This window comes from Brucella pecoris (assembly GCF_006376675.1).
GTDB classification, from domain to species: Bacteria; Pseudomonadota; Alphaproteobacteria; order Rhizobiales; family Rhizobiaceae; genus Brucella; species Brucella pecoris.
Genome location: NZ_VEWK01000002.1, coordinates 481388 through 507565, shown reverse-complemented (window position 1 = coordinate 507565; position 26178 = coordinate 481388). Strand labels below are relative to the sequence as shown.

Sequence of the window (26178 nt, the reverse complement as noted above, 5' to 3'; positions counted from 1 at the left end):
GGGCGTTACTCGAACCCACTAACCATCCTCCTTATGCAACAGAAAGGAGACACCTAAGAATGTCGCGATAATAACTGGAACCCAGGCAGCCACGAATGGCGGAACGAATCCCGCATTCCCGAATGCCTTCACGAGCACCGAAACGACATAAAGCATGAAGCCTGCGATAACACCACCCAGAATCATAGCTCCTGACTGACCAAACCGCACAAATTTCAGCGACACTGTTGCAGCAATGAGAGTCATCGCCATCAGCAAGGCCGGCAAGGCCAGAAGTGACTGGTATTGCATGTCAAAAGCGTTTGCCGAATAACCAAAGGAACGTGCGACTTCGATCTTGTGACGCAACTGCGTGAAGGGAATTGTGTCCGGTGTCGCGAGCTTCTCTTCCACATATTCCGGACGAAGCTGCGTCTCGATCTGGAGGCTCGCCATTTTCTGGGGTTCTTCGCCGCGCGCGAATCGCGTCACGTCGGTTAGCTCCCAATGACCGTCCATCAGCTGTGCGGTCCGTGCGTCGTAGCGTACCTTGATATTCTTCTTTTCATCGAACTGAATGAATGTCGCATCAGCAAGCGTAGCCCCCTGATCCAGAATGCCTTTTGCGCCGATGATGGTTTCACCCTCATCGGTCTTCTGGCGCAGCCAGGGGTCACGCAACGCGGATACGTCGGTAACCTTGCCGGTCTTCCACGTCGAGGCAATTTCATCGGCCTTGGCAAAACCGTAAGCCGCGAACGGATTGAGAATGAAGATCGTGGCGAGGCCAAACAGGAAGGCGCCGAAGCAGGCAGGCAAGAGGAACTGCCAGGCGGAAACGCCCACCGAACGCGCAACTACGAGTTCGTATTTTCTATTCAGCGAGATGAGCGTCGCCATTGCGGAGAACAGGGCAACGAATGGAATCATCTGCTGCATGATGAAGGGCACGCGCATGGCGGAAAGGCCAAGCGCTGCCCAAACCGTATAGTCAGGCAGATTGGCAAGCTTGCTCGCATTCTCGGTAAAATCGAGAAGCAATGACAATGCGAAAATGCCGAGCAGAAAATAGAACGTGATCTGCACATAGCGGATGAAGAAATAGCGTCCGAGTGTCCAGCCGATCATGCCTGGCCTCCGGCATTGTTGCGTGGACGTCCGGTGAAACGGGCATAGAGTTCCGAAACGCGCTTTCTCAAGCTGTCGAAACTATCCAGAATGCGGTCGTTCCATTTGTCAGGCAGGCCGATCTGCCGTCCGGTGGCGAGCGCAAAGCCTGTCACGAGAATGACGGCAGCAGGCACGAGATACATGACGACGATATAGCCTGCATCCTTGTCTGCCCGATCCGATGCGAAGTAGCCTGCCCAATAGACGAGAAGGGCGGTGCTGATTGCCGAGAAGGATGCCGAGACACGCGCTTCGCGATGCGAACGGGAATCGCCCGCGAACGCCAGTGCGATCATTGCAAAGACAACCGGGTAGAGCCATTGCGTCAGACGCCGGTGCAATTCGGCCTTATAGCGTAGCGGTCGGGTTTGAAGGACCGGGTCGTTCGGGTCCGGGTTCAACAGATAGGAAAGCGGACGGTCCTTTGCATAGATGACGAAATCGTCACCAGCCGAGGCGAACTGGCTGAGGTCGAACGCGTAGGAATTGAACTTGATGATCGAAACGGTTCCATCCGACACGTCGCGCCGTTGCACCTCGCCGTTCTGCATCAGCAGCATGTCGCCGGTCGGCGTCGAAGCAATCGCGCCATCCGCAGCATAATAGATGAGGTCGAGTGATGGATCGCGGGAATCGGCAATGAAAAGCCCGCCGATGCTGCCGTCGGCACGTCGTTCAGCGACCTGAATGTAAAGATTATCCGCCAGCTTACGGAAATTGCCTTCCTGAACGATGACATTCATCAGGTCGGCGCTGGCATTGGCGATCATCGCGCGCATGTTCATGCGCGCATAGGGATCGACATAATTGGCGACGAGAAATGACACGACGGAAATAACGGCCGCAAGAATCAGAATAGGACGCATGACCGCACTGCGCGGTGCGCCCGAAGCATTGATGACGACCAGTTCGGAATCCTGATTCATCGTCGAAAGCGTCTGTGTGATCGCAATAATCAGCGCAAACGGCATCACGAGAGGGATGGCTGACGGAATCAAAAGCGAGCTGAACTGAACGATTGTCTGGAATGTCTGTCCGCTTGTGGTCAGAAAGTCGATGCGCTGGAGCACCTGTACTGTCCAGGTAATGCCCACTGCCGCACCAAGCACTGCAAGGAACATGATCGCCACCCGGCGCAAGATGTACAACTCAATCAATCGCATAGGTAGAGTCTACATCCCGGTTCCGTTGAGGGAGCACGCATCCGAAAAAGGCTGCAGCACTCGTGATAATCACTAAACTTAATGACGCTTGGCTAAGATTGGCCCAATAAACGCGGTTAACAGATTACTAAATGCAACTCGAAGACGCCAGCTCTGCTGTTCCCACTGATGGACCTTGTTAATGAGCGATGCGTTGGCTCAAGGCAACCAGTTTTTGCCCGGAACGGGGAAGACGGGTTTGCAATTGCGTCCTGCACGGTTTTCCTCGGGCTAAAACTGGCACATTCTGGCATCCACTCTTGCTGTTTCGCCATATTCGTCTCACATGAGTGGGGAAAAGTCGCGACACAATCGTGTCATTCTCAAATCGACATCAAGTTTGGAGTTGTCATGTCTAAACGTCCTTCGATCTCTTTCAGCGATTTTGCAGTACCGGAAAAAGGCGTGTCTATCGTCCTGGTCGCCAAAGGTGGCGGCTTTGCTGACGAGGCGGCTCAGGCCGCTGGTGGTGCGGAAAAGATCAAGCGTATCGCCGAAATTTCCGGATTTACCGGTGCTTTGGGCAAGACGGCGGAAGCGATCGAAACAACTTCCAGCGGTGTCGAAAAGATCGTTCTGGTTGGCGTTGGCGAGCCCGGTAAGCTTGGCAATGACGATTGGCTGAAGATCGGTGGCGCAGCGTTTTCACGAATCGGCAAGACGGAGCGCGCAACCGTGACGCTTGCACTGCCTGAAACCACCATCGCTGGTGACGAGGCAGCAGATCTGGCGCTTGGCATGATTCTGCGCTCATACAAGTTCGAACGCTACAAGACGCGCAAGAACAATGAGGAAAATGGCGATCCGAAACACGCAGCGAAGATCGGCATCTGCGTTGCGGACCCGCATACGGCAAAGCGGGCTTTCGAAGTTGCCGAAGCGGTGGCGGAGGGCGTCATCCAGGCGCGCAATCTCGTTAACGAGCCAGCGAATATTCTTGGACCGGTAGAATTCGCACAGGAAGCGGAAAAGCTCGAAAAGCTTGGCGTGAAGGTCGAAATCCTTGGCGAGAAGGAAATGAAGAAGCTCGGCATGGGCGCGCTTCTGGGCGTGGCGCAGGGCTCCGTTCGTCCGCCGCGGCTGGTCATCATGGAATGGCAGGGCGCGAAGAGCAAGGAAAAGCCGGTTGCTTTCGTCGGCAAGGGCGTAGTGTTCGACACAGGTGGCATTTCCATCAAGCCGGCTTCCGGCATGGAAGACATGAAGGGTGACATGGGTGGCGCTGCAGCCGTCACAGGACTGATGCGCGCTCTGGCGGGGCGCAAGGCAAAGATCAACGCCATCGGCATTATCGGCCTTGTCGAGAACATGCCTGACGGCAATGCCCAACGTCCGGGCGACATCGTGACATCCATGTCGGGGCAGACGATTGAAGTCATCAACACCGATGCCGAAGGTCGCCTCGTCCTCGCCGATGCACTGCACTACACAAATGACCGTTTCAAGCCGCGTTTCATCATCAATCTGGCCACCCTCACGGGTGCTGTCATGGTCGCCCTTGGCCAGTACCATGCCGGTCTCTTCTCCAATGACGATGAGCTTGCGGATCAGCTTTACGATGCAGGTCAGTCGACTGGCGAAAAGCTGTGGCGCCTGCCGCTCGGTACCGAATATGACAAGATGATCGATTCGAAGTTTGCCGATATGAAGAACAGCGCTGGCCGTTACGGCGGATCGATCACGGCGGCGCAGTTCCTGAAGCGCTTTGTCGGCGAGACCCCTTGGGCGCATCTCGACGTTGCCGGAACGGCCATGGGATCGCCTGCGAACGAGTATAGCCAGACATGGGCCTCCGGCTATGGCGTCCGCCTGCTGGACCGCCTTGTCCGGGATCATTTTGAAAGCTAAAATCGTTGCCAAACAACAGGATGGGTGGAAAAGCGGAATCAGTTTCTCCACCCGTTCCGAAACGGATAGTGCATGGCGGAAATTCTCTTCTACCATCTGACGGAATCGACACTCGACGAGGCCTTGCCCGGTCTGGTCGAGCGTTCGCTCGGGCGCGGCTGGCGTGTCACGATCCAGACCGTCAGCGAGGAAAGACGCGATGCGCTGGATGGTCTGCTCTGGACCTTTTCCGACACGTCTTTCGTGGCGCATGGCATCGATAAAGAGCCCCATCCCGAGCACCAGCCGGTATTGCTGACCACCAGTGAAGCCAATCCGAATGGAGCAACGGTGCGCTTTCTCGTCGAAGGCGCGGGGCTGGAACAGGCGGACGCCTACGAGCGCCTTGTCGTCATGTTCGACGGGCACGATCAGGAGCAGCTCGATATTGCCCGAGCGCAATGGAAGAGTTTCAAGACAGGAAACCACGATTTGACCTACTGGCAGCAAACGCCAGATCGCCGCTGGGAGCGCAAAGCGTGATGCGAGCGCTATTCATTTTGATGATTGTCGCCGGTTTTGGCCTTGGCATCGGCTATCCGTGGTATATGCGCCATTTCACCGGCAGCGAAATCGGCCGCTGGACCATGCTTGAAAACCGCCAAAGCGGCTTCAAGATACAGGAAGTCAGGCTGTCAGCGGCTGATGGGCCTGTGCGTGTGTTCATCGATGCAACGCCCTTGCCGGGTTATGTGCCTGCGGAAAGGCGCTCGGCGGTAACACTTGCGGTCAGCCGCGATGGCCAGCCGGTTCTCTCCCAGGGACTTGGTTTCGCCTCGACGAGCGGTTCCATCAATACGGACCGACCGCAGGATGGCAGCGTTCTGCGTCAAAGTGCGGGCGATATTGATCCGGTCATTCCGGGGCTTTACGCGTTTCGTCTGGTGCAGGGAAACACGGATGGGCTTCAGCTTTCAAAAGCCGATCTCGTACTGCGCCGTGGAGCCGAAACGCCTGACGAGGTCTATACGACCATCGGTCTGATCCTCGGTGCATTCGGTCTTTATGCCCTGATGCGTACGCGCCTGCGTCCCCAGAGCTGAATCGATGACGATGATCCGCACAATTTCCGACAGATTGCTGCTATTGCTGCTTTCGGCTCTCGCTGCGTTGATCGCACTCATGCCGCTCGAATGGCTGGGCGTGTTCGGCTCTTCCTTCGAAGGGCAAAGCGGTTACGCCGCGCTTTATTTCGGGTTTCCTGTTCTGACCGTCGTATTCGCACTTCTTGCGGTGCGGTTCATGCCCCGTCCTCTGCCGGTCGCGATGCGCATCGTCGGCTGGGTCGTGCTGGGAATAGTGATCTTGTTGATGTTCGCGTAAGGCACTATCCGCAGACAAACGGCCGATTTTCAGTCGGCCATCGCTTCTTCATATTCGGTGGAAAGCTCCAGCCACTTGTCCTCTGCATCCGCAAGGGTAGAGCGTGCATCGCTCATGTCCTTGTTGATCCGGATCGCCTTTTGGGGTTCCTTCTCGTACAGAGCCGGGTCTTCCAATTGTGACGAGAAGCCTTGAATCTGTTTCTGCAGCTTTTGAATCAAGGCTTCGGTTTCCTTGATCTTTTTCTGCAGCGGTGCCAGGGTTTCGCGTTTCTGGGCAGCAAGTTTCCGCTGTTCTGCCTTGTTGACCTTGGAGGTGTCGTCGCGGTCGGCAGCCGCTTCTCCCTTGGCATCGGTAAGAACGATCTGCCGGTACTCGTCGAGATCGCCTTCAAACGCCTTTACGCCACCTTCGCGGACCAGCCAGAGCCGTTCCATTGTAGCTTCGATCAGATGGCGATCGTGGGCAATCAGGATAACCGCACCGTTGAAAGCGTTGAGCGCATGCACAAGCTCTTCGCGGCTATCGATGTCGAGATGGTTGGTCGGTTCGTCAAGGATCAGCAGGTTCGGACCATGAAAGGTCGCAAGCCCCATCAGGAGACGCGCTTTCTCGCCGCCGGAAAGATCTCTGGCCGGTGTCAGCATTTTCTCGGTCGACAGACCCATCTGCGCAACGCGGGCGCGCACTTTTGCCTCCGGCTCCGTCGGCATCAGTTTGCGCACATGCTCGATGGCATTGTCTTCCGGTATCAGGTCATCCATCTGGTGCTGTGCGAAGAACGCGACTTTCAGGCTCGGTGAAAGCGTAAGCGTGCCTTTTTCCGGTTGCAACCGTCCGGCAATCAGCTTTGCCAGCGTCGACTTGCCATTACCGTTCGAGCCAAGCAGCGCAATGCGGTCGTCATTGTCGATACGCAGGGTCACATTGCGCAGCACAGGCTTACCCGGAACATAACCGACGTCAGCATTATCAAGGGCGATGACAGGCGATGCAGTCTTTTTGTCGGCATCCGGAAAACGAAACGGCTGCACATTGCTTTCAACATAAAGCTCGATTGGCTTGAGCTTTTCCAAAGCCTTCATGCGCGATTGCGCCTGACGGGCCTTGGTTGCCTTGGCGCGGAACCGTTCCACGAAGGATTCCATGTGCTTGCGGTGCGCTTCCTGCTTGGCGTGGGCCTTTTGCTGCAATTCCAGCATTTCGTGACGCTGGCGCTCGAACTGATCGTAATTGCCGCGCCAGAAACTGATCTTCTTCTGGTCGAGATGCATGATCGAGCTGGTCGCCGAGTTCAGAAGGTCACGGTCGTGGCTGATGATGATGACCGTGTGCGGATAGCGCTTCACATAATCGACCAGCCACAGCACGCCTTCAAGATCGAGATAGTTGGTCGGTTCGTCGAGCAACAGCAGATCCGGTTCGGCGAAGAGAACCGCAGCGAGCGCAACACGCATACGCCAGCCACCCGAAAAGGCGGAGGCCGGCCGGCGTTGTGCTTCGGCATTGAAACCGAGACCCGACAGAATGGCGCCCGCGCGGGCTTCCGCCGAATGGGCTTCGATATCAGCAAGCCGGGTATGGATCTCCGCAATGCGATGGGGATCCGTCGCCGTTTCCGCTTCTTCCAGAAGCGCCGTGCGTTCCTTGTCCGCCTTCATGACGATTTCGATCAGCGCTTCTTCGGTGCCGGGGGCTTCCTGGGCCACCTGACCGATACGGGTATTCTTCGGAAGCGAAATGCTGCCTGTTTCAGGCGCAAGATCGCCCGTAATCACACGAAACAGCGTGGATTTTCCGGTGCCGTTGCGGCCGACAAAACCAGTCTTCGATCCCGCTGGCAGCGTTACGCTGGCGTGGTCGATCAGGAGGCGTCCGGCAATTCGTACGGAGATGTCGTCAAGGATAAGCATGATGAATGCGCTTTTGCACGGCTTGAAGCGTTTCCGCAAGTATCAAGCGAAACGCCGTCCCTCTTCCGTCCGCAGGAAATGTGCAAGATCGAGTGAAGGAGCTTCCGTACCCAGCCGTGTGAACGCAGCGTGAATCTGTCCGCGATGGTGGGTCTGGTGGTTGAACATATGAGCAAGCGAGGGCGCGAGCCGCTGGCTTATCGTGCGCATTTCACGAGTAGGGGTGTAAGTATAGCGTCCGGCAAGCTTCTGTGTATCGAGGTTGTCGGCATAGCGGCAAATGCGCGCGTCTTCCGCCTGCCGCAGGTCACGCAGCATGATGAAATTGTCGGAAATAATGGCATCGAGCGTCTTGGGATGATCGCCTTCGGTGGTGAAGCGTTTCATCCAGATGCGGTCGGCAACCAGCAAATGATTGAAGGTGCGGTGAATGGAACCGAAGAATAGGCCGAGATCGAGCCTGTATTGCTCGTCGCTCAGCTCGGCAGCCGCAGCATAGACCAGTTCATTTGCCCATCGGTTATAATAGGCGAACATCTGAAAGTACTGTTCCATGAGAGCCCCCTGAACACCTGTCCATGCCGCTTCCCGCGAAGTTGAATCGGCACGGTGTATCTATGCAATCAATTCTATGCTGTCTCAAGGTGCTAATCGGTTCGCCTCTTGGCAATTCGGCCTATCGACGGTATAGAGCCTCACTTTTCTCCATTTCCCGTCAAACAAGGTGTCATAATGGCAATCGAACGTACCTTCTCCATGATCAAGCCCGATGCGACCCGCCGCAACCTGACCGGCGCCATCACCGCCAAGCTTGAAGAGGCTGGCCTTCGCGTCGTCGCTTCGAAGCGCGTCTGGATGAGCCTGCGTGAAGCAGAAGGCTTCTATGCTGTTCACAAGGATCGCCCGTTCTTCGGCGAACTGACCGAATTCATGTCTTCCGGCCCGACGATCGTTCAGGTTCTGGAAGGCGAAAACGCCATCGCCAAGAACCGCGAAGTCATGGGTGCAACCAACCCGGCAAACGCTGACGAAGGCACCATCCGCAAGGAATTCGCCCTGTCGATCGGCGAGAACTCTGTCCACGGTTCGGACGCTCCGGAAACCGCTGCAGAAGAAATCGCGTACTGGTTCTCGGGCACTGAAATCGTCGGCTAAAGCATGTCTCCCAAAAGCGGGAACCGGTTTGGGATAAAGACGTGCGCGAAAACAAGGGCTTAAAGCGCAAAACGCTTTAAGCCCTTTCAAGAATTCAAAGAAAAAGCCCGGTCTGACCGGGCTTTTTTTTCTCAGAGGCTTTGCGCCAGCGTCGCCATTTCTTTCCCTTCATCGTCGAAGAGAACAAGCTTACCCATATCGATTTTGTAGGACTTCGTCCTGCCGAGCACGTCCATGAACTTGCGCTCCTGGGTCATGAGGGCAGGCGGGCACTGGACATAGGTCGATCCGATATCGGCGAAGGAAATATTTTCCCCGGTGACGATTGCCTTGCTGAAATAACGGTTGCAGCCACCCGAACCGCTGACGGTGCCATCGGTCGAGACCGTCAATGTCGTCTGCGCATTCTCAATCACGCCGCCGCCCTGAATGTCCTCCGCGAGCCAATCCTTGCCCTCAATGCCGATGGACACGCCTTCATCACCGCTCTTGCGGACCATCACAACCTTGATTTCTGCCGGTTCGCCGGGGTTCTCCGGATCGATGGCATAGCGTTCGTCGTTAACGAACCAGAGCGTGTCGCCTGCGGAAATGCGGGCCTGCAGGGCATAGGTATGGCCGGGCTGGATCTGGTCCGTATCAAAATTGATGGCAAACGGGATCGGTGAACCCTGAACGGATTCAATCCGTGTTTCTCCAATGACTTTGGATGGGGCATCGGCCAGCGAGACGTCGGAAAGCTGAACGGTGAGGTTGGCTTCCGGCGGCAGCGCGATACGCTCGCGATACATGACCTTGCCGCTGACCGTTTTCTCCGCCGCAAGGCTGCTTGTCGGCATCGATGTGGTCAGAAACAAGGCAGCGCCACCAAGCGCGCCAATGCCAACCATAAGTGCCGCTGCAATCGAGAGGGTTTTCGCAAGTCCATTTCGCATCGTTAAAGCCCGAAACTTCTGTTCCCGCACGCGTTGTTTGTTGCAAGACAGATGGCGCTGATGCGGATTCCAATCTGTCTGTCATCATCGCTTGTCAGCGCCTGATTCATAAAGCCGACATTAGCGAAATCTTCATGTGAAAATTGTGGCAGCGCAAGAACACGCCGCCTAAATTAGTCATTATTCTAGGGGGTTAAATAGTTAATTCACGATTAAAACGAGAAATAGAGATCAATAGAATGACAAGTAATCGTGAGATTATGACTGTTGCCAGCGTTCACGGATCTTTTCGTCTTCGTCTTTGGACGCCACCCAGCCTCCGACCGAACCGTCCACGAGGTGCTCCCGCTTCCAGAACGGGGCGTCAGTTTTCATGTAATCCATCAGGAATGAGGCGGCTTCGAAAGCTGCGTGTCGATGCGATGACGCTGCGGCAACCAGGACGATGTTTTCGCCCGGCTTGATAAGCCCGTAACGGTGAATAATCGTGAGGGCTGTTATCGGCCAGCGTTTGATGGCCTGCCGGGCGATACGGCTGATTTCCGCTTCGGCCATTCCCGGATAATGTTCCAGCTCCAGAGCGGATAGCGTGCCGCTTTCATCGCGACAAAGGCCGGTAAAGGTCACGATGGCGCCGATATCCGTGCGCCCATGCCCAAGTTTGCCCAGTTCTGCTGCCGTGTCGAAATCTTCGCTTCTGATGCCGACGAAAAGTGGGCACGTGGTTTGCCCGCTCATCTCATCCCCCCGTCATCGGTGGGAAGAGTGCAACTTCATCGCCGTCATGCACGCGTTCAATATGTTCGGCATGTTCCTGATTGATCGCGGCGCGAATGACATGTTCATGCTCGAAGGCAGCTTCATATTCATGCCCAAGCGATTTCAGGTGGCTGATCAGATCGCCCACGGTCGTTTTGGGTGAGGGGAGTTCAATGACCTCTTCACCCTTGCCGATTTTCTCACGCACCCATGCGAAATAGACGAGTTTTACCGTCACTGGATCAATCCATTACGTGTTTAAGGCCCGCCTTGAAGTAATCCCAGCCCGTATAGAGCGTCAGCAGGGCAGAAACCCAAAGCAGGGCAATACCGATTTCCGTTACATAGGGCATGATTTTGTCACCGGCAGGGCCGGCGAGCAGGAAAGCGAGCGCAACCATTTGCGCTGTCGTCTTCCACTTGGCGAGGCGGGAGACGGGAACGCTGACCTTAAGCTCCGCAAGATATTCACGCAGGCCCGAAACCAGGATTTCGCGGCACAGGATGATGATCGCGGCCCACAGCGTCCAGCCGGCAATCGTGCCGTCAGCCGCGAGAAGCAGCAAAATGGCTGATACCAGAAGCTTGTCGGCTATCGGGTCGAGCATGCGACCGATAGTTGATGTCTGCTTCCATATGCGGGCGAGGTAGCCGTCGAAAAAATCCGTGATGCTGGCGATGGCAAACAATCCAAGCGCGGTCCATCGGGCGAAATCGCTTGATTCCAGCCGTCCCTCGACAAAGAAGCACAACACCACAAGGGGAACCGCGATGATCCGGCCATAAGTGAGGATATTGGGCAAGGAGAGGGTATGTTTGTTCTGCATTGTTCCGCCGCGTCGCTGTTAGAACGGTTACTGTTTTAACAGAATCGCTAGAACCGCTCTAACTATTTGTTTTTACGCATTTCCGAACGCAAAACTATTTCACAATTTTGGCTCGAAAATGCTTCAGTGCACATCAACAGGGATGAGAGGTAAAATCAACACCTGCGAATATATTCTACCGGGACCTAATGACGCTTGCGCTTCAATCCTGGACAAAATTACGTCATCTGTCACGAAAATGGTCGTGAATCGTCTTGGCCATGGCCTCCGAGATGCCCTCTATCTGCATCAGATCGGCGACCGCAGCTCTGGAGACTGCTTTCGCGGTTCCGAAGTGGTGCAGAAGAGCACGCTTGCGCGATGGACCGATTCCCGCAATTTCATCGAGCGGATTCCTGATCATTTCCTTCTTGCGCCGGGCGCGGTGCGTGCCGATAGCAAACCGGTGTGCTTCGTCGCGCAGACGTTGAATGAAATAAAGCACCGGATCGCGCGGCGGCAGCGTAAACGCCTGCTTGCCTTCCACGAAGAAGCGCTCGCGTCCCGCTTCGCGGTCTACGCCCTTGGCGATGCCGATTGCGTTGACGAGATGGCTGATCCCCAGTTCACCGAGAATTTGCCTGACCGCACCAACCTGACCTTGCCCGCCGTCGATCAGAATGACATCGGGCCATGCGGGAAACGTATCGGCTATTTCTGCGTCAGTGGGTTTTTCCGGCGTGCCATGCTCCTTGACCAGCCGCGAGAAGCGTCGTTCGATCACCTCGCGCATCATGCCAAAATCATCACCCGGCGTAATGTCGGTCGAGCGGATGTTGAATTTGCGGTACTGGTTTTTGACGAAGCCTTCCGGTCCGGCAACGATCATGCCGCCGACAGCATTCGTACCCATGATATGCGAATTATCGTAGACCTCGATCCGGCGTGGAGGCTGGGACAAGCCGAAGGTTTCGGCCATGCCTTGCAACAGGCGCGCTTGCGACGATGTTTCGGCAAGCCGTCGTCCAAGCGCTTCGCGCGCATTGGTGAGCGCATGATCAACTAGATCTTTCTTCTCGCCGCGCTGGGGAACGTTGACCTGCACCTTATGCCCCGCGCGCGTCGAGAGCGCTTCGGCGATCAGCGATTGTTCCTCAACAGTCTCGGACAATAGAACGAGACGCGGACATGGCTTATCGTCGTAGAATTGGGACAGAAATGCCCCGAGAACCTCTGCCGGGCCGAGCGAGCTGTCGGCTTTGGGGAAATAGGCGCGATTACCCCAGTTCTGGCCGGTACGGAAGAAGAAGACCTGAATGCAGGTCATGCCGCCTTCCTGATGGATGGCGAAAACGTCGGCCTCCTCGACCGTCTGCGGGTTGATGCCCTGATGGGACTGCACGTGAGAAAGCGCAGCCAGACGATCCCGGTAAACTGCGGCATGTTCGAAATCGAGGTCTGCCGATGCGGCTTGCATGGCTGTTGCAAGATGGTCTTTTACCGACTGGCTTTTTCCGGACAGAAACGCCTTTGCCTCGCTGACAAGCTCAGCATAGTCCTCGTCGCTGATCTCATATGTGCAAGGGCCGGAACAACGCTTGATCTGAAAGAGAAGGCAGGGACGCGTGCGCGTTTCAAAAACCGAATCCGTACAGGTTCGCAAAAGAAAGGCGCGCTGGAGAGCGTTGATCGTGCGACCGACGGCCCCGGCAGAGGCGAAGGGGCCGAAATAATCCCCCTTGCGGGACCGCGCGCCCCGGTGCTTGAAGATGCCGGGTGCCCGATGGTCGCCAGTGAGAAGGATATAAGGAAACGACTTGTCGTCTCGCATCAGCACGTTGAAGCGCGGACGAAGCCTCTTGATGAGGTTGGCTTCCAGCAACAAGGCTTCGGTTTCCGTCCGGGTGACGACGAATTCCATTGTCACCGTTTCGCGGATCATCCGCGTGATGCGATTTGAATGGCCGATGCCGCGTGCGTAGTTGGAGACGCGTTTCTTGAGATTGCGTGCCTTGCCGACATAGAGCACATCGCCATCGCTGTTGAACATGCGATAGACGCCCGGATTGTTGGGCAGGCGCTTCACGAAAGCATTGATAATGTCCTGACCGCTCAGGCCTTCAATATCCGGCAAACCATCCGAGGAATCCCATTGAATGGAATCGGCAGCGGACGGCGATGCCGGAACGTCGATTATATCGTCGCTTTCGTCATCCTCTTCGGTTTCCGCGTCACCAATGATAATACCGGCCACATCCTGCTCGTCATCGGACGGCAGCTTTGCAGCGGTATCCTCATTGTTCTTGCGGTTTCCAGTCATTCGGTAATTCCTGCAATATCCGGGGTTTCCCATGCCAGATGTTGTCCGCCATCAAGGGCGATCATCTGGCCGGTGACGGAGCGGCTTTCCCAGAAATAGCGAACAGTACGCCCGAATTCCGACAATTCCGGCGCACGCTGCAAAAGAAGTTTTTCGACCTGCTGTTCGAAATCGCCCGGCTTCTGCCGTTCACTCGGCAATGTCGGACCGGGAGCGATTGCGTTGACCCGGATTTGCGGTGCAAGCGCCTGCGCCATGGTTCGGGTTGCATTCCAGAGCGCCGTCTTCGAAAGCGTGTAGGAAAAAAAGTTCGGATTGAGCTTCCAGACGCGCTGGTCGATGACATTCACGACAAGCGCTTCTTCATCGTCGGGCAGAGCTTTCGCCATTTCTTCCGCCAGCAGGACCGGCGCCTTCAGGTGGATGGCAAAATGCTTGTCCCACAGCGCCATATCAAGATTGCCGATGTGATCGTCTTCAAAGAGCGATGCATTGTTCACCAGAAGCCGGATCGGCCCGATCTGGCGCGACGCATCCTCCACAAGATTGCGAACATCGGATTCGGACGAAAGGTCCGCGCGCACGACGCAGGCTTTCCCGCCTTGTTCGTTTATGGCGGCTGCAAGGGCCGCACCTTCATCGATGGAGTGATTATAGTGTATGGCGACCGGGAAGCCGTGGGCGGCAAGGTCTTCGACAATTGCCTTGCCAATGCGCCGTGCGCCGCCGGTGACCAGAACCGGACATTTAGCAAGCAGGCGAGGCTCGTGATCGTTCAACACGGTAAACACTTTCTTATCGAGATTCTTCAATCGATTTCATGCCATTTCGGTCGGAAGATTGCAGCTAAAAACCGCATCTGCAACATTCACAACTGACAAATTGGTAGGGATTTCAGCAACTTCGTTTCACTCCGCCGGACGTTGCGGTCGCTGGAATCGAAACCCTCCCACTATATAGGTGGCTGAATCCGGCGTTGCGATAATGCAACATCGCATTTTTGCCATGTTCTCGTCAGGTTCTCTCCACAGAAGCGGGCATTTCGTGCCGCAATTACCGCCGATATGTCGGTCCTGTCAGCGCGGCACGGACGATTTACTCCCGACGTCGCCCACCCGATAAGGGACCGCGCCAAACGTAATTTGTGTAAGGAGAATGCTATGCGCACTCTTAAGTCTCTTGTAATCGCCTCGGCTGCGCTGCTGCCGTTCTCTGCGACTGCTTTCGCTGCTGATGCCATTCAGGAACAGCCTCCTGTTCCGGCTCCGGTTGAAATGGCTCCGCAGTATAGCTGGGCTGGTGGCTACACCGGTCTGTACCTCGGCTATGGCTGGAACAAAGCCAAGACCGACACCGTAGGCACCGTTAAGCCGGACGACATGAAGGCTGGCGCTTATGCTGGTTGGAACTTCCAGCAGGATCAGTTCGTATATGGTGTTGAAGGCGACGCCGGTTACTCCTGGGCCAAGAAGTCCAAGGACGGTCTGGAAGTCAAGCAGGGCTTCGAAGGCTCGCTGCGTGCACGTCTCGGCTACGACCTGAACCCGGTTATGCCGTACATCACGGCTGGTGTTGCCGGTTCGCAGGTTAAGCTCGACAACGGCTTTGACGACGAAAGCAAGTTCCGCGTTGGTTGGACTGCTGGCGCCGGTCTGGAAGCCAAGCTCACGGACAACATCCTGGGCCGCGTCGAATACCGTTACACCCAGTTCGGTAACAAGAACTATGATCTTGGCACCGAAACGGTTCGTAACAAGCTCGACACCCACGACATTCGCGTCGGCGTTGGCTACAAGTTCTAATTATCTGATAATTGAACACGGAAAACCGGGCAGGCAACTGCCCGGTTTTTTGTTGCGTTTTTTTCCAGTTCAGTTGTTCGCGGCATCTGTCAGCCATTCGCGAAAAGCGGCCATTGCTTGCGTTTCCGTCCGTGATTGCAGCCTTGTCAGCCAGTAGCTGCCCATCGTCACCGTCGTCTCAAATGGCTGGATGATGGTTTCCGACAGCAGTTGCCGGGCGAACATCAGCGGTGGGGCCAGTGCGATACCCGCTCCCTGCATGGCTGCTTCCATCATCGCAAGCGACGAATCGAACATGATGCTTCGGGGCAGGGGCATGTCGCCCGTGACGCCCGCAGCCAGAAACCATCGTGTCCATTCATCGGCACGGTAGGAGCGTAGCAACGTATGCCGCGCGAGATCGGCCGGCGTCTGCAGTTCATGCGCGAGTTCCGGAATACAAAGCGGCGATAGAGGTGCTTCCAGCAGCTCGGTTGCATCGATGCCGTGCCAGGCGCCACTGCCGAAACGGATGGCGTAGTCCAGGCCCTCTGCCGCTATGTCCACCCGGTTATTGTTGGTCGACAGCCGCAGGTCGATGAACGGGTAGCGATTCTGAAAATCGCGCAGGCGCGGCAGAAGCCAGCCGACGGCCAGCGTGCCGACAGCACCGACCCGCAATATTTCCCGATAATGCCCCGCCTCGAAACGCTCAAGTGTTCCGGCAATCCTGTCAAATGCGTCCTTCAATGTGGGAAGCAGCGTTTCCCCCTCGCTCGTCAGCATGAGCCCACGGGGCAGGCGCTCGAACAAGGTCACGTTCAGACGGGTCTCCAGACTTTTGACCTGATGGCTGACGGCCGCCTGCGTAACGTAAAGTTCAATCGCGGCCTTCGTAAAACTCAAGTGACGCGCCGAAGCCTCGAAGGCGCGCAGGGAATTGAGCGGGAGATGCGGTCGAACCATGTTGCCCCAAATTTTTCTAATGCCAAATGCTAGATAACGTCGTTTGTCGTCTTCACGCAACCATCGTATATCAGCAGTGCCTGAAAGGCTTATATCCCGCAGAAGCACTGGAAATTGCTGCAAACGGGCTTCAGTATAATAGATAGTGCAATAACGACTATGTCTTCAGAGAGACGTAGCGGAGCGCATAATCATGAGGTTTATTTATCTGTCATGAGAAAATATACAACACTGTTGATCGGTTTCCTCGCTACCGCCGCTATTATCCCGAATAGCGGCGCGCTGGCTGCGAACAAGGTGAATGATGATGACTTGCGCCGTATCGTCGATGAAACCGTACGCCCACTCATGGCCGAGCAGAAGATCCCCGGCATGGCGGTTGCCTTAACTATCGACGGCAAAAGCCACTTCTTCGGCTATGGCGTGGCATCGAAGGAAAGCGGACAGAAAGTCGACGAAGACACGATTTTCGAGATTGGTTCAGTCAGCAAGACGTTCACCGCCATGCTTGGCGGTTACGGGCTGGCGACCGGCGCATTCGCCTTGTCCGATCCTGCGACCAAATGGGCTCCCGAACTGGCAGGCAGCAGTTTCGACAAGATCACCATGCTTGATCTGGGAACCTACACACCGGGAGGATTGCCTCTGCAATTTCCCGATGCTGTCACCGATGACAGTTCGATGCTGGCATATTTCAAGAAATGGAAGCCGGACTATCCGGCAGGCACACAGCGCCGTTATTCGAATCCCAGCATCGGTCTGTTCGGCTATCTGGCGGCACGAAGCATGGACAAGCCATTCGATGACCTGATGGAACAAAAGCTTCTGCCTGCTTTCGGCCTGAAGCATACTTTCGTCAACGTGCCGGAAAGCCAGATGAAGAACTACGCTTACGGCTACTCGAAAGCCGACAAGCCAATCCGGGTATCGGGCGGCACGCTGGACGCACAAGCATATGGCATCAAGACAACCGCGCCTGATCTTATCCGCTTTGTCGAACTGAATATCGACAGCTCATCCCTGGAACCTGACTTCCAGAAAGCAGTCGCGGCAACGCACACGGGTTATTATCGCGTCGGCGCGAACAATCAGGGACTTGGCTGGGAGTTCTATACCTATCCAACCTCGCTCAAGACGCTTCTGGCGGGTAATTCGTCGGATATGGCGTTGAAATCGCACAAGATCGAGAAATTTGATACGCCCCGGCAGCCGTCAGTGGATGTCTTGATTAACAAGACAGGGTCGACCAACGGGTTTGGCGCCTATGCGGCTTTTATTCCAGCGAAGAAGACCGGAATCGTTCTGCTTGCAAACCGGAATTATCCGAACGATGAACGTATAAAGGCCGCCTATCGGATATTGCAGGCGCTCGACAAGAACCAATAAACAATAAAAAGAAACCCCGGAAAATCCGGGGTTTCTCCTTCACTTCCAGATAACTCAGCCGCGCGGCAGCAGTTCCGTCAGTTCCGGGTGCAGTTCCTGAAAACGCTTCATCCAGCGCTTGAGCTTGGGGCGATTGCGTTCCCATTTGCCTTCAAAGCGCAGCGCCAGATAGCCGAGCGTAGCGGCGACGGCGATATGACCGCCATGCAGCTTGCCCGCCAGACGTGGCGGTGCCTCGTTCAGAAGGTCGAGCGCCCGTTCGGCCTTGCGCCATTGCAAGTCGAGCCAGGGCTGATGAATTTTCTCTTCGGGGCGAAGACGCCGCTCATAGACATGCGCCAGAAGCACATCGCAAAGACCGTCGGCGATGGCTTCATAGCGCTCTGCATCGGTGCGCTTTTCGGCATTGCGCGGGAAAAGCTTGTTGCCCGAAACCCGGTTCAGATACTGGGTGATCGCACGGCTGTCGAAAACCGATTTGCCGTCATCCGTCACCAGAGTCGGGATTTTTCCAAGCGGATTGGCATGGATAAGATTCTCCGGTTCCGCCGACGTATTGACGACAATGCTTTCAAACGGAATGCCGGCATAGTGAGCGGCCATACGGACCTTCGCGCTATAGGGCGAAGCGGGCGAATAGAGAATCTGTGTCATCGTTTATTCCTGATAGATCATTGTGTTGCGGGCATCATGACGGAGCGGCTTCGGCAGGCATTGGCATCGACCTGACCGCATGCGCGGTATTGCAGGTCCTTTGTCATGCAGATGCGAACCTCCTGAAGATAGTTCCGCTTGCAGCTCACCGAAATTCCGTCCGGCTTCATGCCGGGATTGGCGGCGATAAAGGCTTTTTCGACGAGTAGAGGGTCCACACGGCGCCGACTCGCCAGATTGCGCAAGCTGGGCGGAACGCTGACCTGATCAAAGGCATTGCGCAGCGTGGAAAAATATTTGTCCTGCGACAGGCCGGAGCAACTGCCATGCTTGCGCCATTGATAAGCGACAAGACCGGCAGCGGGCATGATGTCTGACAGGCTGGAGATAATCTGGCGAGGCACATAGCCGCCCCGACTGCGGACGTTATCGAGCTGACAGTTCGCCGGGTAACCCCATTCGTTCTGCGGCCAGAGACCATGCACCACGAAACCGAAGGGACGATCGGTTCCACATTGCTGCTTGTTGGCGCGGGGGCCTTCCGATGCGCAATAGCTGGGTGACCAGGAGAGGGCGAGGACGTAGAAGTCGAACTCGCCTGGAACGTCATCGGCTCGACCTGGCGCAACTGCCAAAACACTCGCAATTGTCGCTGCGAACAACATAATCGCAGCCGCGCCAAACCTCCGCAGCATATGCCCTCCACTCATTCAACGGCCGACCGTATCAAGCCGCTTAATTTTAGCGAAGAACGCGGCAGCTCGCGTCGTAAACATACCAGCGGTCGAAACCGTCGACGCAGAATTCAACGTTCCGTCCCATCGAGGCAAAGCCCTGACCTTCTTCGACCATATACCAGACCGAACGGTACTGACCGTCGGTCAGAACGGCGGTTGCCTTGCAATAGGTGCGCTCGATCTGGGCCGGATTGGTCTTCGGCTCAAAGCGCGTTAGCTGAACATCGCTCATTGCCGAAATGCCGACCTGCGGCAGGTTCGGGACATGACGCACCTGATAGCCAAAATCTGAAACCACCGAGCGCAAAACACTTTGCTGACTGCATGCGCCAGCATCGGCAATACCCACAGGCGCTGAAGCAAGATAATCTGCGGCGCTGGCCGGCAGAGACACAAGCGTCAGGGGGAGGACAGACGCCGCAAACAGGGCTGCGCGTGAATACTGTCCGATACGTTCCAGGGTTCGTTGCATATCTCTGTCCTGTCCCAAATTGCGGGCTCGCACCCGCTCGAGTCTATGATAGCCGAAGCGTTGAGGCGCAGTTTCCGTCAGCAATTCACGCGGGTCAAGTGCGATCAGCCTCGCTGCGCACCCACCTGATGCTGAAATTGCTCCCTTTTTCCTCAGCCAGAAGCTTGGTAAGGCAGGGAAGCAGGGTTTGCATCTCACTTTCAAGTGTATAGGGCGGGTTGACGACAATCATGCCCGTGCCGTCAAGACGCGGTTCGGCGGACGGTGCGCGAATCGCGAGCTCGATCTGCATGATCTTCGGGATGCCGGTTTCACGGAGCTGTCTGGTGAACCGCTCCGTTTCCTTGCGGTCCTTTACCGGATACCAGAGTGCATAGATGCCGCCGCCGAAGCGCTTATGCGCCTTGACCAGACCGTCGACAAGGCGATCAAATTCGCCTTCCTTTTCAAACGGTGGATCGACCAGCACCATGCCGCGTTTTTCCTTCGGCGGAAGGTGAGCGCCAAGCGCAAGCCAGCCGTCAAGCTCGGTTACGCGAACCTGATAATCACCGTCGAAGAGTTTCGCCAGCTTGGTGGAATCCTGCGGATGCAATTCCAGCGCGGACAAGCGGTCCTGTTTGCGCAACAAATGTCGGACGACAAGCGGCGAGCCCGGATAATGGCGAAGCTTTTCACCTTCATTGACCGCACGAACGGCAGCGAGATAGGGTTCCAGCAACTCCAGCACGGGCTGCTCGATCTGCCCTTTTTTCACCGCGTCCACGATGCGTTCTATGCCGCCGGTCCACTCGCCGGTCTTGCCTGCTTCGATACCTTTCAGATCGTAGCGACCGATGCCTGCGTGCGTGTCGATGACACGAAAGGCCTGATCCTTGCGTTTCAGATATTCGACGAGACGCGTCAGGATGACGTGCTTGACGACATCCGCAAAATTTCCGGCGTGATAGGCGTGACGATAATTCATGGTTGCGCTTGTTTCATGTCGGCCTGTTTTCGGCAAGGGGCGGAGATACTCAAAAAGACCCCGGTCTGCGTCGTTCCTGCAATATCTCTACTGTCACAAATGTGACATACAACCTTCATCATCCGCTCCTTATTCCTTGAGTCGAGTCCCGAAATGTCTGGTGGCGTCCTTCTGATCGTCCTCTTTGGCGCGTTCCTTCACGCGAGTTGGAACGCAATTGTAAAGGGAAGCGGAGACAAGTTCTTCGGCGCTGCCAGTGTTACCGGCGCCGCCGGGTTGATTGCTCTTTTCATTGTGCCCTTTCTGCCGCTGCCGAACCCGGCGAGCTGGGGCTACATACTGGCCTCAACCGTCACGCAGATATTCTACATGTCGCTGGTGGCTGCGGCTTATAAATCCGGCGATATGAGCGAAGCCTATCCGATCATGCGCGGCACGCCGCCTTTGATAGTGGCGCTGGTGAGTGGCCCGCTTGTCGGTGAGATCATGGGATGGCAAAGCTGGCTCGGCATAGCGTTGATCTGTTCCGGTGTGCTTGCAATGGCGCTTGATGCCCGACGCAGAAATCACGGCACATCAAGCCGCACGGCCTTGCTTGCACTGGCGAATGCCGGTTTCATTGCGAGCTATACGATTATTGACGGCCTCGGTGTTCGTGTTTCGGGCGAACCATTATCCTATACGTTGTGGTTGTTCTTGATAAATGCCATGCCGCTGACAGGCTGGGCCCTTTATCGCGAACCGGACCGTTTCATCCAGTATCTGCGCAATCATTGGCGTCCGGCCATGATCGGTGGTGTTGGTACGCTCGGTTCCTACGGTCTGGCGCTGTGGGCCATGACCATGGCACCGATTGCCGTCGTGGCGGCGCTCCGCGAAACGGCTATCCTCTTCGGTGTGCTCATTTCGGCTCTGGTGTTGAAAGAAAAAGTCGGGCTACCACGTTTCGTGGCTGCCGGCTTTATTGTTCTCGGTGCGATTGCATTGCGCCTGTCTTGAAAATTTATTTCGTCACAGTGACAATCTTCCGGCAGAATTTCGTTTCTGCGAGAAGTCGCTTGGGATAAAAGGGCGTTATGAACCAGCACGCTCCCATCTCGAACATCAAAACAGGTCATTCGGCTTGTCCGCACGACTGCCCGTCAACTTGCGCACTCGATGTCGAAATTCTCGATGAGCGCACCATCGGGCGGGTGCGCGGCGCGAAGGACAACAGCTATACGGCTGGTGTCATCTGCGCCAAGGTGGCGCGCTATGCCGAGCGTGTTCATCATCCCGATCGCCTCAAGCATCCGCTGGTTCGCGCCGGTGCGAAAGGCGAGGGACAGTGGAAGCAAGCATCATGGGAAGCGGCCCTTGATCTTATCGCCGAGCGCTTCCTGAAAGCCGAGCAGGACTATGGCAGTGAAAGTGTCTGGCCATATTACTATGCGGGCACGATGGGGCTGGTGCAGCGCGACTCGATCAATCGCCTGCGCTTTGCCAAGCGCTATTCCAATCAGTTCGACAGTTTCTGCACCAACATGGCCTGGACCGGCTATTTTGCCGGAACAGGAAGCCTGACCGGTCCCGATCCGCGTGAAATGGCGAAAGCCGATGTGGTCGTGATCTGGGGCACCAACGCCGCTGCCACGCAGGTCAATGTCATGACCCACGCGGTCCGCGCGCGCAAGGATCGCGGCGCGAAGATCGTCGTCATCGACGTCTATGCCAATGCGACTGTCCGGCAGGCGGATATGGGCATCGTGCTGAAACCGGGCACGGATGGCGCCTTTGCCTGCGCCGTCATGCACGTGCTGTTTCGTGACGGCCTTGCAGACTGGGATTATCTGGAGCGCTACACCGACGACCCGAAAGGGCTGGAGGCGCATCTTCAGACCCGGACACCGGAATGGGCCGCCGCAATTACCGGCCTGACCGTGGAAGAGATCGAGGCGTTTGCCCATCTCGTCGGCAAGACCAAGCGCACCTATTTCCGCCTCGGCTATGGTTTTACCCGCCAGCGCAACGGTGCGGTCAATATGCATGCTGCCGCCTCGATTGCCTGCGTCACCGGCGCTTTCCTCCATGAAGGCGGCGGGGCGTTTCATTCGAACTCCGGCATCTTCAAGATGGACAAGCGCGAGATCGAAGGTCGCGCCATGCAGGATGTCGGTCTTCGGTTTCTCGATCAGTCGAAGATCGGTCGTATCCTGACTGGCGACGCGGAAGCGCTCTATGGCGGTCCGCCCGTCATGGCCATGCTGATCCAGAACACAAACCCGATGAATGTGACGCCGGAGCAGCGTCTGGTTCGCAAGGGATTTGCGCGCGAGGATCTTTTTGTCGCTGTGCACGAGCAGTTCATGACCGACACGGCGAAGATGGCCGATGTCGTCCTGCCCGCCACGACGTTCCTCGAGCATGACGATATCTATCGCGGCGGTGGGCAGCAGCATGTGGTTCTGGGACCGAAGCTGATCGAGCCTCTCGCCGATGCGCGTCCGAACATCTTCGTTATCAACGAGCTGGCAAAGCGTCTTGGCGTTGCGCATCTGCCGGGCTTTGATCTGGACGAGCGCACGCTGATCGACAACATGAATGCCAATAGCGACCTTCCACAATTCGACGAGTTGAAGGAAAAGCGGTTTGTCGATCTGCAGCCGCCGTTTGAGGAAGCACACTATATCAATGGCTTTAAATGGCCGGACGGCAAATTCCGCTTTCGTCCGGACTGGACCGGAAGCCCTTCGCCGAACAAGCCACCGGAAGTCATGGGCTTGCAGGGAGCGTTCCAGTCGATCCCCGAGTTTCCGGATTATTGGGAAGTGATCGAAACGGCGGATGCCGAGCATCCGTTCCGTATGACGACCTCACCGGCGCATAATTTCCTGAACTCGACCTTTGCCGAAACGCCAACATCGCTCGCCAAGGAAATCCGGCCTGAGTTGCTCATTCATCCTGATGATGCAGCAGAGCTTGGCATCGAGAATGGCGAGCGGATCGAGATCGGCAATCATCGCGGCGAGCTGGTGCTGCATGCCGTGCTGCGTGCCGGACAAAAACGCGGGGTCGTCGTGTCGGAGGGCATTTTCCCGAACTCGACATTCGAGCGCGGCGAGGGGATCAATATATTGATCGGTGCTGAACCTGCCGCACCCTATGGCGGGCTGGCAGTGCATGACACCAAGATCTGGATTCGAAAAATAAACTCATAAATATTTATCCAACAACGCCGGGGCGCATATATAGTTTATATATGCGCCCCGGCGTTGTTGTTTATTCGCGCTGCTCGTTAGCCGGCGTAACGCAGTCTCAGCTTGGAAACGCCCACAGCAGCATTCAGGCCACGCTGGCCCTGAAGCGAGATCGGCTGCAGCGAAATCGTCTTCCACGAACCGCCGGTCAGGATGTTGGTGCCGAAGCCGACGCCAATCGCTGCATTGGCGGATGCGCCGACATAACGGCCCTGAAGAGCGCCTTCCGGACGAACGGTCGGAGCCCATACGGCCCAGGCGACACGGCCGCCATTGATGAAGCCGACATCGATGCCGAGCTTGGTAATCGTCCCGGTGTAATGCTCAAGCGGCCCACGTCCACGAGCGGGTCTGAATACGCAGTCCACATCCTGCTGGCTGCCGATGATGACGCCGATGGCAGGAGAAATATCGCAGGACAGCGTGCCGACTTCCGAGCGCGGCTGGGTGCGACCCGAAGCGGGAGGAGCTACGTAGTCGGCAGCAATGGCTGGAGCCGTAACAGCAATGCCGGAAATAACGGCCATTGCCGAAAGGAAGGAAGTCGAAAAACGGAGAGACATGTCCTTGTCCTCTTCTAAAACACATATTGAAAGAGACGCTTACACGACTCTTAACGAGATTTGCCGAAGCAAGTTCCGTTACGAGAGGGAATTAGAGCTTTTTGCGGGAAATTAAAGTTTTATTAACAAAAAAATTGGGCTGTGATTAATTTGTCGCGCGCTATCACGCACTGAGAACCATCGCACCGGTGAAATCCGGCTGGTTGCCTCGCTCACCGGCAAATTTGTGTAGGGCCAGCGCATAGAGCTGATGCTCTGCTTTCAGAACGCGGGCTGCAAGCGCTTCGGCATTATCGCCAGCGAGTACTGGTACCGCCGCCTGTGCCAGAATTGGACCTTCATCCATTCCTTCCGTCACCAGATGAACGGTACAGCCTGCGACTTTCATGCCCGCATCCAGCGCGCGCTGATGGGTATGCAGTCCGGGGAAAAGCGGCAGCAGGGAAGGGTGAATGTTGAGAATGCGACCTTCATAAGGAGCAATGAAGCGGCCTGACAGAAGACGCATGTAGCCAGCAAGGCAAATGATATCCGGCTGCAACGCGGCAAGCGCTTCCAGAATGGCATCTTCATGCGCATCCTTCGAGGCGTACTCCTTGCGCTTGAAAACCTGCGTGGCAATACCGGCAGCCTGCGCCTTGGCAAGGCCGCCAGCTTCTGCCTTGTCGGAGAAAACCGCCACGACTTCTGCTGGGAAATCGGCCGCTTCAGCGGCGCGGATCAGCGCCTCCATATTGGAGCCGCCGCCCGAAATGAAGATGACGACCCGCTTGCGGCTCATAGCGAAAGCGTGCCCTTGTAGATGACACCGTCCTTTTCACGCTTCACCATCCGGCCCAGCGTGACGACCTTTTCGCCTTCAGCGGCAAGGGTAGCCACGACTTCCTCGACCTTCTCAGGCTTCACGACGGCAATCATGCCGATGCCGCAATTGAACGTGCGCAGCATTTCGTTCGGCTCGACGCCGCCCGTCTTGGCAAGCCAGGAGAAAACCGGCGGAACGGAAATGGACGCAAGATCGATTTCGGTAGCAAGACCTTCCGGCAGGACGCGCGGAATATTGTCCGGAAAGCCGCCGCCAGTAATGTGCGCCAGCGCCTTGATACCATCCGAAGCGCGGATCGCAGCGAGGAGCGGCTTCACATAAATACGTGTCGGGGTGAGCAGCGCTTCACCGAGCGTCGCGCCCGGCTGGAACGGTGCATCGGACTTCCAGCCGAGGCCGGAGAGTTCGACGATGCGACGCACCAGAGAAAATCCGTTGGAATGCACACCCGAGGAAGCGAGGCCGAGTATGACGTCACCTTCGGCAATGTCACCGCGTGGCAGTAGACGATCGCGTTCAGCCGCACCAACCGCGAAACCGGCAAGATCGTAATCGCCGTCGCGATACATGCCGGGCATTTCAGCGGTTTCGCCGCCGATCAGCGCGCAACCGGCCTGCCGACATCCTTCGGCGATGCCCGCAACAATATCGACACCCTGATCCGGCGAAAGCTTGCCCGTCGCAAAATAGTCGAGGAAGAAGAGCGGTTCTGCACCCTGCACGACGAGATCGTTGACGCACATGGCAACAAGATCGATGCCGACCGTGTCGTGCTTGTCGGCATCGATGGCGATCTTCAGCTTGGTACCAACGCCGTCATTGGCGGCAACGAGTACGGGGTCCTTGAAGCCAGCAGCCTTGAGGTCGAACAGGCCGCCAAAGCCGCCAATCTCTCCGTCCGCACCGGGGCGGCGCGTGGAACGCACGAGCGGCTTGATCTTCTCGACCATCAGGTTACCGGCATCGATGTCGACACCAGCCTGCGCATAGGTCAGGCCGTTCTTGCCAACTGGCTTATCGGCGGACTTTTTTTCCATGGTCATGGCCTGCTCCTGAAACTGGGTGCTTATCCACGCGTTGTTTAATGCATTTTCGGCAAAAGCGTGTAACGGTTTTGCTCAGGAAAAAATGCGATAAACAG

At 56.4% G+C, this 26178-nt stretch carries 27 protein-coding genes; 9 read left to right on the top strand and 18 right to left on the bottom strand.

What is annotated here, in order from left to right; translation table 11 throughout:
- Positions 1-18: 18 nt before the first annotated feature.
- Entirely contained in the window at positions 19-1107 is a 1089-nt protein-coding gene (lptG, locus tag FIB18_RS05825) for an LPS export ABC transporter permease LptG (RefSeq protein WP_140019841.1), read from the bottom strand.
- A complete protein-coding gene (gene lptF, locus FIB18_RS05820; RefSeq protein WP_140019840.1) occupies positions 1104-2312 on the bottom strand; it encodes an LPS export ABC transporter permease LptF in 1209 nt (402 codons plus the stop codon). Before lptF ends, lptG begins: the two co-directional genes overlap by 4 nt.
- 390 nt (positions 2313-2702) lie before the next feature.
- Here lptF and FIB18_RS05815 point away from each other — a divergent pair, with 390 nt between their 5' ends.
- The 4 genes from FIB18_RS05815 (at position 2703) to FIB18_RS05800 (ending at position 5561) form a co-directional block, all read left to right on the top strand.
- The gene (locus FIB18_RS05815) at positions 2703-4199 is read left to right on the top strand and encodes a leucyl aminopeptidase (protein ID WP_140019839.1); all 1497 of its coding nucleotides are present in this window, start codon (positions 2703-2705) and stop codon (positions 4197-4199) included.
- Positions 4200-4271: 72 nt separating this feature from the next.
- Positions 4272-4721, top strand: coding sequence for a DNA polymerase III subunit chi (locus FIB18_RS05810; RefSeq protein WP_140019838.1), 450 nt, complete (start codon positions 4272-4274; stop codon positions 4719-4721).
- Positions 4721-5281, top strand: coding sequence for a type IV secretion system effector BspB (gene bspB / locus FIB18_RS05805; protein WP_140019837.1), 561 nt, complete (start codon positions 4721-4723; stop codon positions 5279-5281). The genes FIB18_RS05810 and bspB overlap by 1 nt, the downstream gene beginning before the upstream one ends.
- Before the next feature lie 4 nt (positions 5282-5285).
- On the top strand, positions 5286-5561 hold the full coding sequence (locus FIB18_RS05800) for a hypothetical protein (RefSeq protein ID WP_140019836.1): 276 nt from the start codon (positions 5286-5288) through the stop codon (positions 5559-5561).
- Between the two features lie 29 nt (positions 5562-5590).
- On the opposite strand, the gene FIB18_RS05795 is transcribed toward FIB18_RS05800, so the two are convergent.
- Together FIB18_RS05795 and FIB18_RS05790 are read right to left on the bottom strand one after the other, a co-directional pair.
- Positions 5591-7474 carry an ABC-F family ATP-binding cassette domain-containing protein gene (locus tag FIB18_RS05795; RefSeq protein ID WP_140019835.1) on the bottom strand — a complete coding sequence of 628 codons (1884 nt, stop codon included), beginning with the start codon at positions 7472-7474 and terminating at the stop codon, positions 5591-5593.
- A gap of 42 nt (positions 7475-7516) precedes the next feature.
- Positions 7517-8029, bottom strand: a complete 513-nt coding sequence (locus FIB18_RS05790) for a DinB family protein (protein ID WP_140019834.1) — start codon at positions 8027-8029, stop codon at positions 7517-7519.
- 177 nt (positions 8030-8206) lie between these two features.
- Between FIB18_RS05790 and ndk the strand changes: the two genes are divergently transcribed.
- Positions 8207-8629 (top strand): nucleoside-diphosphate kinase, encoded by a 423-nt coding sequence (gene ndk, locus FIB18_RS05785; RefSeq protein ID WP_140019833.1) that lies wholly within the window; start codon positions 8207-8209, stop codon positions 8627-8629.
- A 131-nt stretch (positions 8630-8760) separates the two neighbouring features.
- On the opposite strand, the gene FIB18_RS05780 is transcribed toward ndk, so the two are convergent.
- From FIB18_RS05780 to FIB18_RS05755, 6 genes are all read right to left on the bottom strand, one after another.
- Positions 8761-9564 (bottom strand): YbaY family lipoprotein, encoded by an 804-nt coding sequence (locus FIB18_RS05780; RefSeq protein WP_140019832.1) that lies wholly within the window; start codon positions 9562-9564, stop codon positions 8761-8763.
- Between the two features lie 258 nt (positions 9565-9822).
- Complete coding sequence (locus tag FIB18_RS05775) at positions 9823-10302, bottom strand: molybdenum cofactor biosynthesis protein MoaE (protein WP_140019831.1); 480 nt, start codon at positions 10300-10302, stop codon at positions 9823-9825.
- 1 nt (position 10303) lies between these two features.
- Positions 10304-10561: a molybdopterin converting factor subunit 1 gene (gene moaD, locus FIB18_RS05770; RefSeq protein WP_140019830.1), complete on the bottom strand. Its 258-nt coding sequence runs from the start codon at positions 10559-10561 to the stop codon at positions 10304-10306.
- Between the two features lie 4 nt (positions 10562-10565).
- Positions 10566-11150, bottom strand: coding sequence for a CDP-diacylglycerol--glycerol-3-phosphate 3-phosphatidyltransferase (gene pgsA, locus FIB18_RS05765; protein ID WP_140019829.1), 585 nt, complete (start codon positions 11148-11150; stop codon positions 10566-10568).
- A gap of 223 nt (positions 11151-11373) precedes the next feature.
- On the bottom strand, positions 11374-13449 hold the full coding sequence (gene uvrC / locus FIB18_RS05760; RefSeq protein WP_140019828.1) for an excinuclease ABC subunit UvrC: 2076 nt from the start codon (positions 13447-13449) through the stop codon (positions 11374-11376).
- Positions 13446-14261, bottom strand: coding sequence for an SDR family oxidoreductase (locus FIB18_RS05755; RefSeq protein WP_140019827.1), 816 nt, complete (start codon positions 14259-14261; stop codon positions 13446-13448). Before FIB18_RS05755 ends, uvrC begins: the two co-directional genes overlap by 4 nt.
- A gap of 348 nt (positions 14262-14609) precedes the next feature.
- Between FIB18_RS05755 and omp25 the strand changes: the two genes are divergently transcribed.
- On the top strand, positions 14610-15251 hold the full coding sequence (gene omp25, locus FIB18_RS05750) for an outer membrane protein Omp25 (RefSeq protein WP_140019826.1): 642 nt from the start codon (positions 14610-14612) through the stop codon (positions 15249-15251).
- 69 nt (positions 15252-15320) lie between these two features.
- Here omp25 and gcvA read toward each other — a convergent pair whose 3' ends face one another.
- Entirely contained in the window at positions 15321-16196 is an 876-nt protein-coding gene (gene gcvA / locus FIB18_RS05745) for a transcriptional regulator GcvA (RefSeq protein ID WP_140019825.1), read from the bottom strand.
- 213 nt (positions 16197-16409) lie between these two features.
- Here gcvA and blaOCH point away from each other — a divergent pair, with 213 nt between their 5' ends.
- On the top strand, positions 16410-17582 hold the full coding sequence (gene blaOCH, locus FIB18_RS05740; protein ID WP_140019824.1) for an OCH family extended-spectrum class C beta-lactamase: 1173 nt from the start codon (positions 16410-16412) through the stop codon (positions 17580-17582).
- A 54-nt stretch (positions 17583-17636) separates the two neighbouring features.
- Here blaOCH and FIB18_RS05735 read toward each other — a convergent pair whose 3' ends face one another.
- From FIB18_RS05735 to FIB18_RS05720, 4 genes are all read right to left on the bottom strand, one after another.
- A complete protein-coding gene (locus FIB18_RS05735; RefSeq protein ID WP_140019823.1) occupies positions 17637-18236 on the bottom strand; it encodes a glutathione S-transferase in 600 nt (199 codons plus the stop codon).
- 17 nt (positions 18237-18253) lie between these two features.
- Positions 18254-18931: a ribonuclease T2 family protein gene (locus FIB18_RS05730; protein WP_140019822.1), complete on the bottom strand. Its 678-nt coding sequence runs from the start codon at positions 18929-18931 to the stop codon at positions 18254-18256.
- 46 nt (positions 18932-18977) lie between these two features.
- Positions 18978-19445, bottom strand: a complete 468-nt coding sequence (locus FIB18_RS05725) for a phage portal protein (protein ID WP_140019821.1) — start codon at positions 19443-19445, stop codon at positions 18978-18980.
- 94 nt (positions 19446-19539) lie between these two features.
- The gene (locus FIB18_RS05720; RefSeq protein ID WP_140019820.1) at positions 19540-20412 is read right to left on the bottom strand and encodes a 23S rRNA (adenine(2030)-N(6))-methyltransferase RlmJ; all 873 of its coding nucleotides are present in this window, start codon (positions 20410-20412) and stop codon (positions 19540-19542) included.
- A 153-nt stretch (positions 20413-20565) separates the two neighbouring features.
- On the opposite strand from FIB18_RS05720, the gene FIB18_RS05715 reads away from it, so the two are divergent.
- Complete coding sequence (locus tag FIB18_RS05715) at positions 20566-21411, top strand: DMT family transporter (RefSeq protein WP_140019819.1); 846 nt, start codon at positions 20566-20568, stop codon at positions 21409-21411.
- A gap of 77 nt (positions 21412-21488) precedes the next feature.
- The gene (locus FIB18_RS05710) at positions 21489-23609 is read left to right on the top strand and encodes a molybdopterin oxidoreductase family protein (protein WP_140019818.1); all 2121 of its coding nucleotides are present in this window, start codon (positions 21489-21491) and stop codon (positions 23607-23609) included.
- A 77-nt stretch (positions 23610-23686) separates the two neighbouring features.
- On the opposite strand, the gene FIB18_RS05705 is transcribed toward FIB18_RS05710, so the two are convergent.
- The 3 genes from FIB18_RS05705 to purM form a co-directional block, all read right to left on the bottom strand.
- Positions 23687-24211 carry a DUF992 domain-containing protein gene (locus tag FIB18_RS05705; protein WP_140019817.1) on the bottom strand — a complete coding sequence of 175 codons (525 nt, stop codon included), beginning with the start codon at positions 24209-24211 and terminating at the stop codon, positions 23687-23689.
- Between the two features lie 163 nt (positions 24212-24374).
- Positions 24375-24992 carry a phosphoribosylglycinamide formyltransferase gene (gene purN, locus FIB18_RS05700; RefSeq protein ID WP_140019816.1) on the bottom strand — a complete coding sequence of 206 codons (618 nt, stop codon included), beginning with the start codon at positions 24990-24992 and terminating at the stop codon, positions 24375-24377.
- Positions 24989-26080 carry a phosphoribosylformylglycinamidine cyclo-ligase gene (gene purM, locus FIB18_RS05695; protein WP_140019815.1) on the bottom strand — a complete coding sequence of 364 codons (1092 nt, stop codon included), beginning with the start codon at positions 26078-26080 and terminating at the stop codon, positions 24989-24991. Before purM ends, purN begins: the two co-directional genes overlap by 4 nt.
- Positions 26081-26178: the final 98 nt, after the last annotated feature.

Coding starts and splice junctions, on each gene's coding strand:
- purN (WP_140019816.1), bottom strand. CDS start 24,992: ATGAGCCGCAAGCGGGTCGTCATCTTCATTTCGGGCGGCGGCTCCAAT.
- purM (WP_140019815.1), bottom strand. CDS start 26,080: ATGACCATGGAAAAAAAGTCCGCCGATAAGCCAGTTGGCAAGAACGGC.
- ndk (WP_140019833.1), top strand. CDS start 8,207: ATGGCAATCGAACGTACCTTCTCCATGATCAAGCCCGATGCGACCCGC.
- FIB18_RS05730 (WP_140019822.1), bottom strand. CDS start 18,931: ATGCTGCGGAGGTTTGGCGCGGCTGCGATTATGTTGTTCGCAGCGACA.
- FIB18_RS05725 (WP_140019821.1), bottom strand. CDS start 19,445: ATGCAACGAACCCTGGAACGTATCGGACAGTATTCACGCGCAGCCCTG.
- FIB18_RS05780 (WP_140019832.1), bottom strand. CDS start 9,564: ATGCGAAATGGACTTGCGAAAACCCTCTCGATTGCAGCGGCACTTATG.
- gcvA (WP_140019825.1), bottom strand. CDS start 16,196: ATGGTTCGACCGCATCTCCCGCTCAATTCCCTGCGCGCCTTCGAGGCT.
- FIB18_RS05720 (WP_140019820.1), bottom strand. CDS start 20,412: ATGAATTATCGTCACGCCTATCACGCCGGAAATTTTGCGGATGTCGTC.
- omp25 (WP_140019826.1), top strand. CDS start 14,610: ATGCGCACTCTTAAGTCTCTTGTAATCGCCTCGGCTGCGCTGCTGCCG.
- FIB18_RS05775 (WP_140019831.1), bottom strand. CDS start 10,302: ATGAGCGGGCAAACCACGTGCCCACTTTTCGTCGGCATCAGAAGCGAA.
- bspB (WP_140019837.1), top strand. CDS start 4,721: ATGCGAGCGCTATTCATTTTGATGATTGTCGCCGGTTTTGGCCTTGGC.
- FIB18_RS05815 (WP_140019839.1), top strand. CDS start 2,703: ATGTCTAAACGTCCTTCGATCTCTTTCAGCGATTTTGCAGTACCGGAA.
- FIB18_RS05710 (WP_140019818.1), top strand. CDS start 21,489: ATGAACCAGCACGCTCCCATCTCGAACATCAAAACAGGTCATTCGGCT.
- FIB18_RS05705 (WP_140019817.1), bottom strand. CDS start 24,211: ATGTCTCTCCGTTTTTCGACTTCCTTCCTTTCGGCAATGGCCGTTATT.
- uvrC (WP_140019828.1), bottom strand. CDS start 13,449: ATGACTGGAAACCGCAAGAACAATGAGGATACCGCTGCAAAGCTGCCG.
- FIB18_RS05810 (WP_140019838.1), top strand. CDS start 4,272: ATGGCGGAAATTCTCTTCTACCATCTGACGGAATCGACACTCGACGAG.
- FIB18_RS05790 (WP_140019834.1), bottom strand. CDS start 8,029: ATGGAACAGTACTTTCAGATGTTCGCCTATTATAACCGATGGGCAAAT.
- lptG (WP_140019841.1), bottom strand. CDS start 1,107: ATGATCGGCTGGACACTCGGACGCTATTTCTTCATCCGCTATGTGCAG.
- FIB18_RS05715 (WP_140019819.1), top strand. CDS start 20,566: ATGTCTGGTGGCGTCCTTCTGATCGTCCTCTTTGGCGCGTTCCTTCAC.
- blaOCH (WP_140019824.1), top strand. CDS start 16,410: ATGAGAAAATATACAACACTGTTGATCGGTTTCCTCGCTACCGCCGCT.
- lptF (WP_140019840.1), bottom strand. CDS start 2,312: ATGCGATTGATTGAGTTGTACATCTTGCGCCGGGTGGCGATCATGTTC.
- FIB18_RS05735 (WP_140019823.1), bottom strand. CDS start 18,236: ATGACACAGATTCTCTATTCGCCCGCTTCGCCCTATAGCGCGAAGGTC.
- pgsA (WP_140019829.1), bottom strand. CDS start 11,150: ATGCAGAACAAACATACCCTCTCCTTGCCCAATATCCTCACTTATGGC.
- FIB18_RS05800 (WP_140019836.1), top strand. CDS start 5,286: ATGACGATGATCCGCACAATTTCCGACAGATTGCTGCTATTGCTGCTT.
- FIB18_RS05795 (WP_140019835.1), bottom strand. CDS start 7,474: ATGCTTATCCTTGACGACATCTCCGTACGAATTGCCGGACGCCTCCTG.